14 protein-coding genes are annotated in these 15,036 nt (G+C 60.8%); 7 read left to right on the top strand and 7 right to left on the bottom strand.

The genetic code is table 11. The annotated features are described in order from the left end of the window. Positions 1-79: 79 nt before the first annotated feature. From YA0848_RS05090 to YA0848_RS05075, 4 genes are all read left to right on the top strand, one after another. Positions 80-1,375 carry a murein hydrolase activator EnvC family protein gene (locus YA0848_RS05090; protein WP_034095442.1) on the top strand — a complete coding sequence of 432 codons (1,296 nt, stop codon included), beginning with the start codon at positions 80-82 and terminating at the stop codon, positions 1,373-1,375. A 31-nt stretch (positions 1,376-1,406) separates the two neighbouring features. Then, a complete protein-coding gene (locus tag YA0848_RS05085) occupies positions 1,407-2,723 on the top strand; it encodes a S41 family peptidase (RefSeq protein WP_034095441.1) in 1,317 nt (438 codons plus the stop codon). A gap of 1 nt (position 2,724) precedes the next feature. Then, a complete protein-coding gene (locus YA0848_RS05080; protein ID WP_034095440.1) occupies positions 2,725-3,510 on the top strand; it encodes a divergent polysaccharide deacetylase family protein in 786 nt (261 codons plus the stop codon). Positions 3,511-3,575: 65 nt separating this feature from the next. Beyond that, positions 3,576-5,156 carry a trypsin-like peptidase domain-containing protein gene (locus tag YA0848_RS05075; protein ID WP_169903919.1) on the top strand — a complete coding sequence of 527 codons (1,581 nt, stop codon included), beginning with the start codon at positions 3,576-3,578 and terminating at the stop codon, positions 5,154-5,156. A 72-nt stretch (positions 5,157-5,228) separates the two neighbouring features. Here YA0848_RS05075 and YA0848_RS05070 read toward each other — a convergent pair whose 3' ends face one another. The 7 genes from YA0848_RS05070 to YA0848_RS05040 form a co-directional block, all read right to left on the bottom strand. Next, the gene (locus YA0848_RS05070; protein WP_034095438.1) at positions 5,229-5,984 is read right to left on the bottom strand and encodes a substrate-binding periplasmic protein; all 756 of its coding nucleotides are present in this window, start codon (positions 5,982-5,984) and stop codon (positions 5,229-5,231) included. Positions 5,985-6,050: 66 nt separating this feature from the next. Continuing rightward, positions 6,051-6,821 carry an imidazole glycerol phosphate synthase subunit HisF gene (gene hisF / locus YA0848_RS05065; RefSeq protein WP_003171107.1) on the bottom strand — a complete coding sequence of 257 codons (771 nt, stop codon included), beginning with the start codon at positions 6,819-6,821 and terminating at the stop codon, positions 6,051-6,053. An 83-nt stretch (positions 6,822-6,904) separates the two neighbouring features. Beyond that, positions 6,905-7,654, bottom strand: a complete 750-nt coding sequence (hisA, locus tag YA0848_RS05060; protein WP_034095437.1) for a 1-(5-phosphoribosyl)-5-[(5-phosphoribosylamino)methylideneamino]imidazole-4-carboxamide isomerase — start codon at positions 7,652-7,654, stop codon at positions 6,905-6,907. 39 nt (positions 7,655-7,693) lie between these two features. Then, positions 7,694-7,951, bottom strand: coding sequence for a DUF2164 domain-containing protein (locus YA0848_RS05055; RefSeq protein WP_034095436.1), 258 nt, complete (start codon positions 7,949-7,951; stop codon positions 7,694-7,696). Further along, positions 7,952-8,590, bottom strand: coding sequence for an imidazole glycerol phosphate synthase subunit HisH (gene hisH / locus YA0848_RS05050; RefSeq protein WP_034095435.1), 639 nt, complete (start codon positions 8,588-8,590; stop codon positions 7,952-7,954). Continuing rightward, a complete protein-coding gene (gene hisB, locus YA0848_RS05045) occupies positions 8,590-9,183 on the bottom strand; it encodes an imidazoleglycerol-phosphate dehydratase HisB (protein WP_034095434.1) in 594 nt (197 codons plus the stop codon). The genes hisH and hisB overlap by 1 nt, the downstream gene beginning before the upstream one ends. 278 nt (positions 9,184-9,461) lie before the next feature. Continuing rightward, a complete protein-coding gene (locus YA0848_RS05040) occupies positions 9,462-11,123 on the bottom strand; it encodes an OFA family MFS transporter (protein ID WP_034095433.1) in 1,662 nt (553 codons plus the stop codon). Positions 11,124-11,449: 326 nt separating this feature from the next. On the opposite strand from YA0848_RS05040, the gene YA0848_RS05035 reads away from it, so the two are divergent. The 3 genes from YA0848_RS05035 to YA0848_RS05025 are packed head-to-tail and all read left to right on the top strand — an operon-like array spanning position 11,450 to position 15,002. Then, complete coding sequence (locus YA0848_RS05035) at positions 11,450-13,669, top strand: AsmA family protein (protein ID WP_169903920.1); 2,220 nt, start codon at positions 11,450-11,452, stop codon at positions 13,667-13,669. Then, positions 13,666-14,733, top strand: coding sequence for an A/G-specific adenine glycosylase (gene mutY / locus YA0848_RS05030; RefSeq protein WP_034095431.1), 1,068 nt, complete (start codon positions 13,666-13,668; stop codon positions 14,731-14,733). Before YA0848_RS05035 ends, mutY begins: the two co-directional genes overlap by 4 nt. Next, on the top strand, positions 14,730-15,002 hold the full coding sequence (locus YA0848_RS05025) for an oxidative damage protection protein (protein WP_034095430.1): 273 nt from the start codon (positions 14,730-14,732) through the stop codon (positions 15,000-15,002). The genes mutY and YA0848_RS05025 overlap by 4 nt, the downstream gene beginning before the upstream one ends. The last annotated feature ends 34 nt before the right edge of the window (positions 15,003-15,036 follow it).

Here is a 15,036-nt window from a genome sequence, read left to right as displayed (position 1 = left end):
TTGCCCGAATTGGGCGTTTTTTTTGCAGCGCTTGGCGGGCATACTAGGCCGTCCCTTTCCCCTGGTGTCGCCCGCCTCTATGCTTCGCGCCTTGATTACCCTTGTTCTTGTCTGCCTGCTCCAACCGGCGTTTGCCGACGAGCGCGCACAAACCCAACAACAGTTGGACGCTACGCGTCAGGACATTGCCGAGCTGAAGAAGCTGCTTGGCAAACTCCAGGAAGAAAAATCCGGAGTGCAAAAGGACCTGCGCGGTACAGAAACCGAAATGGGCAAGCTGGAGAAGCAAGTCCAGGAGTTGCAAAAAGAACTAAAGAAGAGCGAGTCGGAACTGGAGCGACTCGACGCTGAGAAAAAAAAACTCCAGAGCGCACGCGTTGAACAGCAACGCCTGATCGCGATCCAGGCCCGCGCCGCTTACCAGAGCGGCCGCCAGGAGTACCTCAAGCTGCTGCTCAACCAGCAAAACCCGGAAAAATTCGCGCGCACCCTTACCTATTACGATTACCTGAGCAAGGCCCGTCTGGAGCAATTGAAAAGCTTCAACGAGACCCTGCGCCAGTTGGTGAACGTGGAGCAGGAAATCGCCAACCAGCAGTCTCAGCTGGAGGACCAGAAAAGCAGCCTCAATGCCCAGCGCGACGAACTGGACAAGGTTCGCAAGGAACGCCAACTGGCGCTGGCCAAGCTCAACGACGACGTAAAAGCCCGCGATGCCAAGTTGCAGGCCCGCGAGCAGGACCAGGCCGACCTGGCCAAAGTACTAAAGACCATCGAAGAGACCCTGGCCCGCCAGGCGCGCGAGGCCGAAGAAGCGCGGCAAAAAGCGCTGATCGCCCAGCAGGAAGCGGAAAAAAAGCGTCAGCGCGAAGCTGAACTGGCGGCCACCACCGACGCTCCGGCACCGCGCAAACCGGCACATACAGCGCCGGGGCCACTGGTTTCCAGCGCCGGCGAGTCTTTCGGCGGCCCCTTTGCTTCGGCGCGAGGCAAACTTCCATGGCCAGTTGATGGTCGACTATTGGCACGCTTTGGGGAAACCCGTGGCGATGACACCCGCGCCAAATGGGACGGGGTGATGATCAGCGCCGCCGCCGGCAGCCCGGTCCACGCCGTACACGGCGGGCGCGTGGTGTTTGCCGATTGGTTGCGCGGCGCCGGTTTGTTGGTGATTCTCGACCACGGCAATGGCTATTTGAGCCTTTACGGCCACAATCAGACATTACTCAAGTCGGCAGGTGATGTTGTAAAAGCCGGTGAGTCCATCTCCACTGTCGGTAACAGTGGCGGCCAGGACACCCCGGCGCTGTACTTCGCTATTCGTCAGCAGGGTCGCCCGAGCGATCCCGCACAATGGTGCAGAACCCAAGGATAAGGGTCGCATCTACATTAGGAGTTCGTTCGACATGCTGCATTTGTCCCGCCTCACTTCGCTGGCCCTGACGATCGCTCTGGTGATCGGCGCGCCTCTGGCTTTGGCCGACCAGGCCGCTCCGGCTGCACCCGCCGCCACCGCCGCGACCACCAAGGCGCCGTTGCCGCTGGATGAGCTGCGCACGTTCGCCGAGGTCATGGACCGGATCAAGGCAGCCTATGTCGAACCCGTGGACGACAAGACCCTGCTGGAAAATGCCATCAAGGGCATGCTCAGCAACCTCGACCCACATTCCGCCTACCTGGGCCCGGAAGATTTCGCCGAGCTGCAGGAGAGCACCAGCGGTGAATTCGGTGGCCTGGGCATCGAGGTCGGCTCCGAAGACGGCAATATCAAAGTGGTCTCGCCGATCGACGACACCCCTGCTTCCAAGGCCGGCATCCAGGCCGGCGACTTTATCGTCAAGATCAATGGTCAGCCGACCCGCGGCCAGAGCATGACCGAAGCCGTCGACAAGATGCGCGGCAAGATCGGCCAGAAAATCACCCTGACCCTGGTGCGCGACGGCGGTAACCCGTTCGACGTGACGCTGACCCGCGCGACCATCACGGTCAAGAGCGTGAAGAGCCAGTTGCTGGAGTCGGGCTACGGCTACATCCGCATCACCCAGTTCCAGGTCAAGACCGGCGACGAAGTAGCCAAGGCCCTGGCCAAGCTGCGCAAGGACAACGGCAAGAAACTCAACGGCATTGTGCTCGACCTGCGCAACAACCCGGGCGGCGTCTTGCAGTCGGCGGTGGAAGTGGTGGACCACTTCATCACCAAAGGGTTGATCGTGTACACCAAGGGCCGTATCGCCAACTCCGAGCTGCGCTTCTCGGCCACCGGTAACGACCTCAGCGAGAACGTGCCATTGGCCGTGCTGATCAACGGCGGCAGTGCCTCGGCCTCGGAGATCGTCGCCGGCGCTCTGCAAGACCAGAAACGCGGCGTGCTGATGGGCACCACCAGCTTCGGCAAAGGCTCGGTACAGACCGTGCTGCCGCTGAACAATGAGCGCGCCCTGAAGATCACCACCGCGCTGTACTACACGCCGAACGGCCGTTCGATCCAGGCCCAGGGCATCGTGCCGGACATCGAAGTGCGCAAAGCCAAGATCACCAACGAGATCGACAGCGAGTATTACAAAGAGGCCGACCTGCAAGGTCACCTGGGCAATGGCAACGGCGGCGCCGATCAGCCGACCGGCAGCGGCGCCAAAGCCAAGCCGATGCCCCAGGACGATGATTACCAACTGGCCCAGGCGCTGAGCCTGCTCAAGGGCTTGAGCATCACGCGCAGCCGTTGATATGCGTTTTGCCCTGATCATCGCCGTGCTGTGCAGCCTGGCAGGCGTCGCCCATGCGACGCCTGCCAGCCAGACACACAAAGCCTACCTGACCCTCATCATCGACGACCTCGGGCAGAACCTGCCCAGGGATCGTCGCGTGCTGGCCCTGCCCGGCCCCGTGACCACCGCGATCATGCCCGACACACCCCACGCCGCCGAATTCGCCCGCGAAGCGCACAAGGCCGGCAAGATCGTGATCCTGCACATGCCCATGGACCCGGCCACGGGCCCGTTCGCCTGGCACCCGGAGCTACCGATCGAAGAACTCGGCAAACGCTTGGAGGCTGCGTTCGACGCTGTGCCGTTTACCGCTGGCATCAATAACCACATGGGCAGCCGCATGACCGCCCAACCGCAGGCCATGGCCTGGTTGATGGGTGAATTGCAACGGCGCCACAAGTTCTTCGTCGACAGTCGCACCAGCGCACAAACCGTGGCCGCCGCCGAAGCACAGAAAATCGGCCTGGCCAGTGTCTCGCGGGATGTGTTTCTCGACGACGAACGCACCGAAGCGGCCATCACCACGCAGTTGCAAACCGCGATCAAGCTCGCCCACAAACAGGGCTCGGCGGTGATGATCGGCCACCCTTATCCACAAACCCTGGCGGTGCTGGAACGTGAGCTGCCCAAGCTCAAGGCTCAGGGCGTCGAGTGGATCGATATCAAGTCGATGATCAGCGTGCGTAGCAACCGTGCGATGGCAGGCCACGGTCGAGACGGCACTTACCGGCCGGCCCCTAGATAACTACAGCTCGTCGCGCTTCCCGGTCCTGAATAGTGAACCCTCCGTTCACTCTTCAAGGGCATTTCATGAACACCATCAGCGTGGTTATTTCGGGGCTGCTGCTCGGTAGCCTCAGCGGCTTGCTGTATGCCGCACCCAAGGATTTCGGCGAGGGCCTGGTCAACCACCACTCAGCCCGCTTGCTGAGCAATGCACAGCATCAGCACGATCATTGGAGCGGCGTGGGTCGCATCAGAAACGAAAACCAAACCCTCTGCACCGCCAGCCTACTGGACACTCGCAGCGCCGAAGGCATATCCGGGCCGGCCTATGTGCTGACCAGCAGCCACTGCCTGCATCGCCTCAACGGCGCCGTGCAGCGGGATCTGCCGATCAAGGGCAATATCAGCTTCAATTACTTTGACGACACCCTCGAAACCATCAAGACCTTTCCCCTCAAAACCTTGAAATGGGGCAGCAGCCAAGGTGTGGACTTGGCGATCATTGAGTTGCAGGCGTCACTGGCCGATTTAATTAAAGCCGGCATCACCCCGCTGAAGCTGGCCAGCCAAGTCCCGGCTACGGGGGATGACATTCTCGCCTTGGCTGCGCCGGAATGGGACACCTTGCATCTATCCGCTTGCAGTCAACAGGTCTCACAGGAATTGGTGGAGCAACCGTTCGTATGGCGCGTCACCATGAAGAACCAATGCAAGAACATCGGCCTCGGCGGTTTCGGCGGGCCCTTGCTCGATCGCGCCACCAATACCCTGTTCGGCGTCCTCAGCACCAGCACCGCCGGCCAGCCCGAGGAGCGCAAATGCCAACGCGACGCCCCCTGTGAAATCCAGAATGGCATGCCCCTCTGGCACCCGGATACCAACTACGGCAGCCCGGTGACCTTTCTGAATGCGTGTTTCGTCGATGGCATGCTCAAGGCCGACGACGAACACTGCGAGCTATACCCGACCACGTCCATTACGTTCAGGAACCCTGAGCCTATCCAGCAATACTTCCTGAAAAAAACCGGCAGCCGACAGCAGAACATCGTGCCGCGGTGGAACCTGGCGTTCACCGTCAACACACCGTTCTATCGATACAAAACCACTCGCCGCGCGATTGATTGCGAAAATCCGGTGTCCTACAGCGCGCCCATCAGCGCGGCAGACGCCTTAGTGAAGGATCCCATCGGACCGCAAACCGGCATGCACATGTTGTGTATCGTCGGTGTGAGTTCCGCCGATCAGCGGACCACCCATGGCATGATGAGAAACGCCCTGACCCTGGCGGTAGAACTAGCCGAACCTGGACCGGCACGCACACCCAACCTGACAATTAGCTTGGATAAACAAGGTTCGGCGGCCTACACGGTTATCTGGAACCTGGCCCCTCCCTTTATGAGTCGCTACACCTACAAATATGGTCCGGCCGCCACCACCGATTGCCTGCGGCCTGTTGATTACTACAACATCCCTGAACCCGTTCCGGCTGAAGACGATGACATCATCGATCTGTTCTACGCCCCCAATGACGCTTCCGATGGTTCTCAGGAAAAGTACGCTCAGCTCATCAATGCCTGGAGCACGCCGTACAAGATCTGCACCTATGCGTTTGACCAGGCGGATCAGCCGTCGACCCTGCGCGTGGACCTGCTCAAGCCGCGCTAATCACCCAACCACAAAACGGGTAAGGCAATCTCCAAGTGGAACAACAAAGGCCAACACCGCAGGCAGGTGTAGCTAGAGGTAACGCCCCATGATCTCGCTGACCACGCCGTCTTTGCGCAACTGATCCAGTGCAGCTTGCAGCTTGGCGACGACGTCATCGGGCACGTTTTTATTCAAGGCCAGGTACAGCTGAGCACTGTTGAAACGCAGCACTGTCTTGAGCCCTGTCACCCCCACCTGACGCGCCAGGTAGCGCCCGGCCGGATCACCGGTGGCCCACAGGTCGATCTGGCCCTCCAGCAGTTTTTGCGCATTGTCTTGATCCCGTAGCACCACTACGGGGTTGAGACCTTGCTTCTCCAGGGTCTCGGCAATGGCATCGCCTTTGTAGGCACCGATCTTGTAGCGCCGAGCCTGCCCCAGTTCATCGAGCTGAATCTTGCTGTCTGCCTTTGCCAGTAGCACCCAATCATCCGGGCCGATGGGGCCGACCCATTTGAACAGCGCTTCGCGGTCCGGCAGACGCGCCATCACGAACACACCGTAACCAGGATTTTCCAGGGCGAGTTTATAGATCCGCTCCCAAGGAAAACGCAGGGTGAGGTTGTAGGAAATGCCCGCGCGCTTGAAGGTCTCGCGCACGATGTCCACGGCGATGCCTTCGATGTTCTCGTCCTTGGCGAAGTTCTTGCCGTTTTTCGCCATGTTGTAAGGCGGGAAATTTTCCGTGAGCAGCACCAGGGAGGTGCCAGGCGCCTCTTCGGCGTAGGCCGAACCGGCCAACAGGGCGCAAGTACTGGCGAGGGTGAGCAGCAGGTGTTTGAACATGAAGGTTACCGAAATCCATGGCAAGCGCAGAGAGTGCCGCGCGCCTGCCATGGTGTCCAGCAACGTTTAGCGAACGACGATACCGCGTGCTGCCATGTAGGCTTTGGCCTCAGGGACAGTGTATTCGCCGAAGTGGAAAATACTCGCCGCAAGCACCGCGCTGGCGTGGCCTTCGATGACGCCATCGGCCAGGTGTTGCAGGTTGCCGACACCGCCGGAGGCGATCACCGGAATGCCCAGCGCGTCACTGATGGCACGGGTCACGCCCAGGTCGAAGCCGTTTTTCATGCCGTCCTGATCCATGCTGGTCAACAGGATTTCACCGGCGCCCAGGCCTTCCATTTTCATCGCCCACTCCACCGCGTCGAGCCCGGTGGGCTTGCGGCCGCCGTGGGTGAAGATCTCCCAGCGCGGGGTTTCGCCCGGGCCGGAAACTTTCTTGGCGTCGATGGCCACCACGATGCATTGCGAGCCGAAGTGCTGCGCGGCTTCGCCGACGAATTCCGGGTTGAACACCGCCGCGGTATTGATCGACACCTTGTCCGCGCCGGCATTGAGCAGGTTGCGGATGTCTTGCACGGTGCGCACGCCGCCGCCCACGGTCAGCGGGATAAACACCTGGCTGGCCATGCGTTCGACGGTGTGCAGGGTGGTGTCGCGGCCGTCGACGCTGGCGGTGATATCGAGAAAAGTAATCTCGTCGGCACCTTGCTCATCGTAGCGACGGGCAATTTCCACCGGGTCGCCGGCGTCACGGATGTTCTCGAACTTGACGCCCTTGACCACGCGACCGTTGTCGACGTCCAGGCAAGGGATGATGCGCTTGGCTAAAGCCATGGGCTTATCTCCAATAAGAGTTGCAAGCTTTGAGCTATAAGCTGCAAGTAGAAGCAGATCTGCTTTTACTTGCAGCTTGCAGCTTACGACTTGGAGCTGGCCGCGTAGCTATCACAAAAAGCCTGAGCTTCAGCCACGTCCAGCGTGCCCTCATAGATCGCACGGCCGGTGATCGCGCCGATGATGCCGGGGGCCTTGGCGTCCAGCAGCGACTTGATATCGCCTAGGTTGTGAATGCCGCCCGAAGCGATCACCGGGATGCGCGTGGCCGCAGCCAATGCGGCGGTGAACGGCACATTGCAGCCCTGCATCATGCCGTCTTTGGCGATGTCGGTGTAGACGATGGCGGACACGCCATCGGCTTCGAACTGCTTGGCCAGGTCGATCACCTGCACGGTGCTGATTTCCGCCCAGCCGTCGGTGGCGACGAAACCGTCCTTGGCATCCAGGCCCACGATCACTTTGCCGGGAAACGCGCGGCAGGCTTCGGCAACGAAGGCCGGGTCTTTCACGGCCTTGGTGCCGATGATCACGTAGCTCACGCCGGCTTTGACGTAATGCTCGATGGTTTCCAGGGAGCGGATGCCGCCGCCGATCTGGATCGGCAGGTTCGGGTAGCGCTTGGCGATCGCGGTGACCACTTCACCATTGACCGGCTGGCCCTCGAAGGCGCCGTTCAGGTCCACCAGATGCAGACGACGGCAGCCCCCTTCCACCCATTTGGCAGCCATGCTGACCGGGTCATCGGAGAACACGGTGGAGTCTTCCATGCGGCCTTGACGCAGACGTACGCAGGCGCCGTCCTTGAGATCGATAGCGGGGATAATCAGCATCTGGCAAACCTTATTCGATATTCAGCAATGCTTGGGAAATCAGGGTTTCTCAAGCGACCACAGGTCGCTTTCGATGCTTTCGAACCTTTCTTTAAGGAGCGTCTGCGTATCGAAAATCGCCCTGTTGTAATAGTGCGGTGCCACTTCGTTAGTGAACAACTCAAGGATCTCGGCGACCTCGAACGAGCCCAACTTGAGCTCGAAGCGATCCTCCATGAAGCGCTTGATCTTGACGGTAGCCTCACTCTCCTGCTCGGGAGTGAGGGTCAAGATCGGCGGCTTCGGCTTCCTGGCCATTTACCAGCGTCCATCCCAGGCGGCGAAGTTCTGCAGCAATTGCAGGCCATGGGTATGGCTTTTCTCCGGGTGGAACTGCACGGCAAAACGCGAGCCTTCGGCCAGCGCCGCGGCGAAGTCGACGCCGTAGTGCCCGCCACCCACCACCTGACGCGGGTTACCCGCGGCAATGTAGTAGCTATGCACGAAGTAAAAGCGCGCCATGTCGGGGATGTCGTGCCACAGCGGATGGTCCACGGTCTGGCTGACTTGGTTCCAGCCCATGTGCGGGACCTTGAGATGGGCACCGTCTTCGTGCAGGTCTTTGCCGAAGAACTTCACCTGGCCAGGAAACAGACCGATGCAGTCGACGCCGTCGTTCTCTTCGCTGCGTTCGAGCAAGGCTTGCATGCCCACACAGATGCCGAGGAACGGCCGGTCCTGGCTGACTTCGCGCACCAGGCTGTCAAAGCCCAGGCGACGGATCTCGGCCATGCAATCGCGAATCGCACCGACGCCTGGGAACACCACCCGGTCGGCCTCGCGAATAACTTTGGCATCGCTGGTGATCAGCACCTTGCCGGCACCTACATGTTCGAGGGCCTTGGCCACCGAGTGCAGGTTACCCATGCCGTAATCGATAACCGCGACCGTCTGCATTACAGAACGCCCTTGGTCGATGGCATTTGCCCAGCCATGCGCTCGTCCAGCTCCACGGCCATGCGCAGGGCGCGGCCGAAGGCCTTGAACACGGTTTCGATCTGGTGGTGGGTGTTGGTGCCGCGCAGGTTGTCGATGTGCAGGCTGACCAGGGCGTGGTTGACGAAACCCTGGAAGAATTCCTGGAACAGGTCGACGTCGAAGCCACCTACGGTGGCGCGGGTGTAGGGCACGTGCATCTGCAGGCCCGGGCGGCCGGAGAAGTCGATGACCACGCGCGACAGCGCTTCGTCCAGCGGCACATAGGCATGGCCGTAGCGACGGATACCTTTCTTATCGCCGATGGCCTTGGCAAACGCCTGGCCGAGGGTGATGCCGACGTCTTCCACGGTGTGGTGGTCGTCGATGTGCAGGTCGCCCTTGCAGACGATATCCAGGTCGATCAGCCCGTGACGGGCGATCTGGTCCAGCATGTGCTCAAGAAAAGGTACACCGATATCAAATCGGGCCTTTCCGGTGCCATCCAGGTTGATCGAGGCTTTGATCTGGGTTTCCAGAGTGTCGCGCTCGACGGACGCCATACGTTCGGCCATCACCAGCTCCGCAAAATCATTGGGCGAAAAAGGCAGCCATTATAGGGGCGCGGGCGCTAAACAGAAACATCGAAGGGGATAAGACTGATGGAGTGTCTGTGTTAGACATGTGCAGACAAGCGGGCGCCCCAGAATGGGGCGCTGAAGGAATATCTTCTGATGGGAATGTGGGAGCTGGCTGCCTGCGATGCAACTACCTAGGGTCATTCAACTGACCGCAGTGATGCCATCGCGGGCGAGCCCGGCTCCCACCGGAACCGAGCCCCCTCATAAAGGTGTCAGTGGAACAGTACTGCGGTCTTCTGCAGGGTCACCCACACACCCCACGCCAGCGGAATACCTACCACCAGCCACGCAGCGATAGCCAATGGCTTGCTACCGGCAGACGCCTTCCACTCCAGGGAAGTGCTGGCATCAGCACCTTTGTCATGGCCCAGCGCCTGTTCGGCGGCCAGTTCGGCGTCGGTCATGAAGTACTTGTCGGCCACAGGGCGCACCAGCAGGTTGCAGATAAAGCCGAGTACCAGCAGGCCGGCGAGAATGTACAAGGTGATGTCATAGGCCGCGGCGCGCTCGACGCCGATGCTCAGTTGATATTCACGCAGGTAGTTCACCAGCACCGGGCCGAGCACACCGGCCGCCGCCCAGGCGGTCAGCAGACGACCGTGGATCGCGCCGACCATTTGGGTGCCGAACAAGTCGGCCAGGTATGCCGGCACGGTGGCAAAACCACCGCCGTACATCGATAGGATGATGCAGAACGCCGCCACGAACAGCGATACGTTGCCCAGATGCCCCAGGTTCGGGATCAGCGCGTACAGGGCGAAACCCAGAGCGAAGAACACGAAGTAGGTGTTTTTACGGCCCAGGTAGTCGGAAAACGACGCCCAGAAGAACCGGCCACCAATGTTGAACAGGCTCAACAGACCGGTGAAGCCCGCAGCGATGGCCGCGATGGACGCCAGTTGCCCGGCATCCAGCTGACCGAAGGGCACATCCACGCCCAGCAGCTTGCCGCCGAACACTTCCTGCAGCAGCGGCGATGCCATGCCGAGGATGCCGATACCTGCCGAAACGTTCAGGCACAGCACCAGCCACACCAGACGAAATTGCGGGGTCTTCCACGCCACGTTCACGTGTACGTGACGGTGGGTGATCATCGCGTTGCTGGCTTTTTTCGCCGGCGCGGTCCAACCCTCAGGCTTCCAACCGGTCGGCGGAACGCGGTAGGACAGCGCGCCACCGATCATGAACACGAAATAGATCGCAGCCATCACCAGGAAGCTTTGCCAAACGCCCACGCTGGTGGGCGAAGCGAAATGGCCCATCAGTGCCGCAGCCAGCGGCGCACCGACCATCGCGCCGCCGCCGAAGCCCATGATCGCCATGCCGGTGGCCATGCCGCGCTTGTCCGGGAACCACTTGATCAAGGTCGAGACGGGCGAGATATACCCCAGGCCCAGGCCGATACCGCCGATGACACCGGAACCGATCCACATCAACCAGATCTGGTGGGTATAAATCCCCAACGCCGAGATCAGCAGGCCGCCGCACCAGCACAGCGCCGATACCACACCAGCCTTGCGCGGTCCGGCGTGCTCAAGCCAGCCGCCCCAGATCGCTGCCGAGCAGCCCAGGAAGATAAAGAACAGGGTGTAGATCCAGCCCAGCATCGAGATAGGCCAGTCGCATTGAGACGAGAAGACTTGGGCGATGAAACTCATGTCCGGCGCGCAGGCAACCGGTGCGGTGATACCCAGCGCCTTAGACAGCGGCAGCCAGAACACCGAAAAACCGTAGGCCATGCCGATGCACAGGTGAATGGCCAGGGCGGCCGGCGGGACCAGCCAGCGGTTGAACCCGGGCTTGGCGATAATGCGCTCCTTGGACAGGAACGCAGGCTGTGCGGCTGTAGAAGCGGCCGCAGTGCGAGTGCTCATTAGTGTTTCCCCCAGTTATTGGTATGCGTCCGTCAGGCGCGCTTCCCCCATCGGCCTTGCACGCAAAGCGTGGCCGTTTTATTGAGTGAAACTCCATTTTGGCGCGACGATACGTCGCAGAAGGCAGACGAACGCGCAGAGATTAGCATCTAAAAGCGCGAGAAAAACCAAAATGCCATCACCTTTTTAAGGAATTTCGGTTTGTTTGACGTCAAAAACCTGTTCTTGCGGCCATGGATACAATGTAACGATCGATGAACTGACGCAGGCCGTCGGGCGTTATACTCTTCGGCTAATTTTTGAAATCGACATACAAGGACTCGCCCATGAAAGCGTTCGGCAAAATCCTGGGTCTGGTACTTCTCGGGCTGTTGCTGATCATTGTGGCTCTCGGCTTTGCCCTGACCCACCTCTTCGATCCCAACGACTACAAAGAAGAGATTCGCCAGATTGCCCGCGACAAGGCCCACATCGAGCTGACGCTCAATGGCGACATCGGCTGGAGCCTGTTCCCCTGGCTTGGCCTGGAACTGCACGAAGCCAGCGTGGCGACCCTGACCAACCCGACCCAACCGTTCGCCGACCTGCAGATGCTTGGCCTGTCGGTGCGCGTGCTGCCGCTGCTGCGCCGTGAAGTACAGATGAGCGATGTGCGCGTCGAAGGCTTGAACCTGCGCCTGAACCGCGACAAGCAGGGCCACGGCAACTGGGAAGACATCGGCAAAAACGTCCCCGACCCCGCCGAGGCTACCGCCAGTGCGCCCACGCCGGCGCAGCCACCTGCTGAGGTCAAACCGGAAAAACCGGCCCAACCCATCCGCCTGGACATCGACAGCCTGACCATCAACAACGCCCGGGTCGAATACAACGACGAGCAGACCGGCAAGCAGTTCAGCGCCGAAAGCATCCAGTTGAGCGCCGGCGCCATTCATGAAGGCGCCAGCATCCCGGTCAAGCTCACCGCATTCTTCGGCAGCAATCAGCCAGTGATGCGCCTCAAGACCGAACTGACGGGCAACCTGCGCATCCAGCGCGCTCTCAAGCGCTACCAGTTCGAAGACATGCGTATCAGCGGCGAAGCCACCGGCGAACCGCTGCAAGGCAAGACCGTGACCTTCTCCACCCAAGGCCAACTGCTGGTGGATCAAGCGGCCAACATCGCCGAATGGACCAATTTGAAACTGTCGGCCAACCAGCTGCGCGCGCTGGGCGAATTGAAAGTCAACGACCTAGATAAGACTCCACAGCTCAGCGGCGCGTTGTCGATCGCTCAGTTTGACCTGGCCAAGTTCCTCGACAGCGTGGGCAACCCGCTGCCGCCGATGGCCGAAGGCAGCCTGAGCAAAGTCGAACTGGTCAGCCGCCTCAAGGGCACGCCCACCAGCCTGGCCTTGGAAGACCTGAACCTGAAACTCGACGGCAGCACCTTCACCGGTCGCGTCGCCGTGGACGACTTCGCCAAGCAGTCGCTGCGTGTCCAACTCAAGGGCGACACCTTCAACGCCGACAATTACCTGCCGGCCAAATCCGAATCCGCCAAAGGCGCCAGCGCCGCACGCCAGGCCGAAGTCCAGAACAGCGAAGCCGGCGCGATGGCCGCCGGCGGCACCACACCACTGCCGGAGGCTCCGACCAAAGGCGCCTGGAGCACCGACAAACTGCTGCCGCTGACGCGCCTGCGCACCCTCGACGTCAATGCCGACCTCGCCTTCGGCCAACTGACCCTGAGTAAGCTGCCGATCCAGAATGCAGTGCTCAAAGCATCCGGCATCGATGGCCAGCTCAAGCTCGAAACCTTGAGTGGCGGGCTCTATAACGGCTCCTTCCAGGCCAACGGCAATCTGGATGTACGCCAGGACATTCCGGTACTGGCGCTGCAAAGCCACATCAAGCAAGTGCCTGTCGAACGCATCCTGCAAGCCCAGGGGCAAACGCCGCCGGTCAAAGGCCAGGTGACGCTCGACAGCAACCTCACCGGTCGCGGCAACAGCCAGAAAGCCCTGATCGACAGCCTCAACGGTACCGCCAGCTTTGTGATCAACAACGGCGTGCTGCTCAACGCCAACCTTGAACAGCAACTGTGCACCGGCATCGCCTTGCTCAATCGCAAGACCTTGAGCGGCGAGCAACGCGGCAAGGACACGCCCTTCCAGGAACTCAAAGGCAACCTGACCTTCCGTAATGGCGTGGCCAACAATCCGGACCTGAAAGTGCGCATCCCGGGCCTGACGGTCAATGGCAACGGCGATGTTGACCTGCGGGTGCTGGGCATGGATTACCGCGTGGGCATCATTGTCGAAGGCGACCAGCGCGAAGTGCCGGACCCGGCCTGCGAGGTGGGTGCCAACTTCCAGGGCATCGAAGTACCGCTGCGCTGCCGTGGCCCGCTGGAGCTGGGCGCCAAGGCGTGTCGCCTGGACAAGGACGGCCTCGGTCAGGTCGCTATCAAGGCCGCCGGCAACCGTCTCAACGAGAAGCTCGAAGAGAAACTCGACAAGGTCAACCCGCAACTCAAAGACGCGCTCAAAGGCCTGTTCAAACGATGAGAGACGAGCAGTTTTCAACGGCGGTGCTGGATTGGTACGACCGCCACGGTCGCCATGACCTGCCTTGGCAACAGGGCATAACACCCTACCGGGTGTGGGTCTCGGAGATCATGTTGCAGCAGACCCAGGTGAGCACCGTGCTCAATTACTTCGACCGGTTCATGGCGTCCCTGCCAACGGTCGAAGCCCTGGCCGCCGCACCGGAAGACGAGGTGCTGCATCTGTGGACCGGCCTGGGTTACTACACCCGCGCACGCAACCTGCAAAAAACCGCGAAAATCGTGGTCGCCGAGTACGGCGGCGAGTTTCCGCGGAGCGTGGAAAAACTCACCGAGCTACCCGGCATCGGCCTGTCCACTGCCGGCGCGATCGCCAGCCTGAGCATGGGCCTGCGTGCACCGATCCTCGACGGCAACGTCAAGCGCGTGCTGGCACGGTTTACCGCGCAAGAGGGCTACCCAGGCGAACCCAAGGTGGCCAAGCAGCTGTGGGCCACCGCCGAACGCTTCACGCCCCATGATCGGGTCAACGCCTACACCCAGGCCATGATGGACATGGGCGCCACCCTCTGCACCCGCAGCAAACCCAGCTGCCTGTTGTGCCCGCTGGAAAAAAGCTGCGAAGCACACATGCTTGGCCTGGAGACGCGCTACCCGATCCCGAAGCCACGCAAGAGCATTCCGCAGAAGCGTACGTTGATGCCGATGCTGGCCAATGCCGAGGGCGCGATTCTGCTTTACCGTCGCCCGTCCACCGGCCTGTGGGGCGGCCTGTGGAGCCTGCCGGAACTGGACGAGCTGCAAGACCTTGAACACCTCGCCCATCAGCATGCCCTTGAGCTGGGCACGCAACAGGAACTGCCGGGGCTGATCCACACCTTCAGCCACTTCCAACTGGCCATCGAACCCTGGCTGGTCCAAGTGCAGGAATCCGCCCATCACGTGGCCGAGGCCGACTGGCTCTGGTATAACCTCGCCACCCCGCCGCGCCTGGGCCTCGCCGCCCCGGTGAAAAAACTGCTCAAACGCGCGGCCGATGTATTGAACGCAGGAGAGTCGTCATGACCCGCACCGTAATGTGCCGCAAGTACAAAGAACAATTGCCCGCCCTGGAACGCCCTCCGTATCCGGGCGCCAAGGGCCAGGACATCTACGAAAACGTCTCCGCCAAGGCCTGGGCCGATTGGCAGAAGCACCAGACCCTGCTGATCAACGAAAAACGCCTGAACATGATGAACGCCGAAGACCGCAAATACCTGCAAGGCGAAATGGATAAGTTCTTTTCCGGCGAGGATTACGCCAAGGCCGAAGGCTACGTACCACCTGCTCAATAACTGATCAAAAACCGGGGTCGGAACGTAAGCGACG

Origin of the sequence: Pseudomonas sp. S4_EA_1b, assembly GCF_016307435.1 — a bacterium.
GTDB lineage: Bacteria > Pseudomonadota > Gammaproteobacteria > Pseudomonadales > Pseudomonadaceae > Aquipseudomonas > Aquipseudomonas rhodesiae.
The sequence above is the reverse complement of the archived record's forward strand: the minus strand, read 5'-3'. Positions and strand labels throughout refer to the sequence as shown.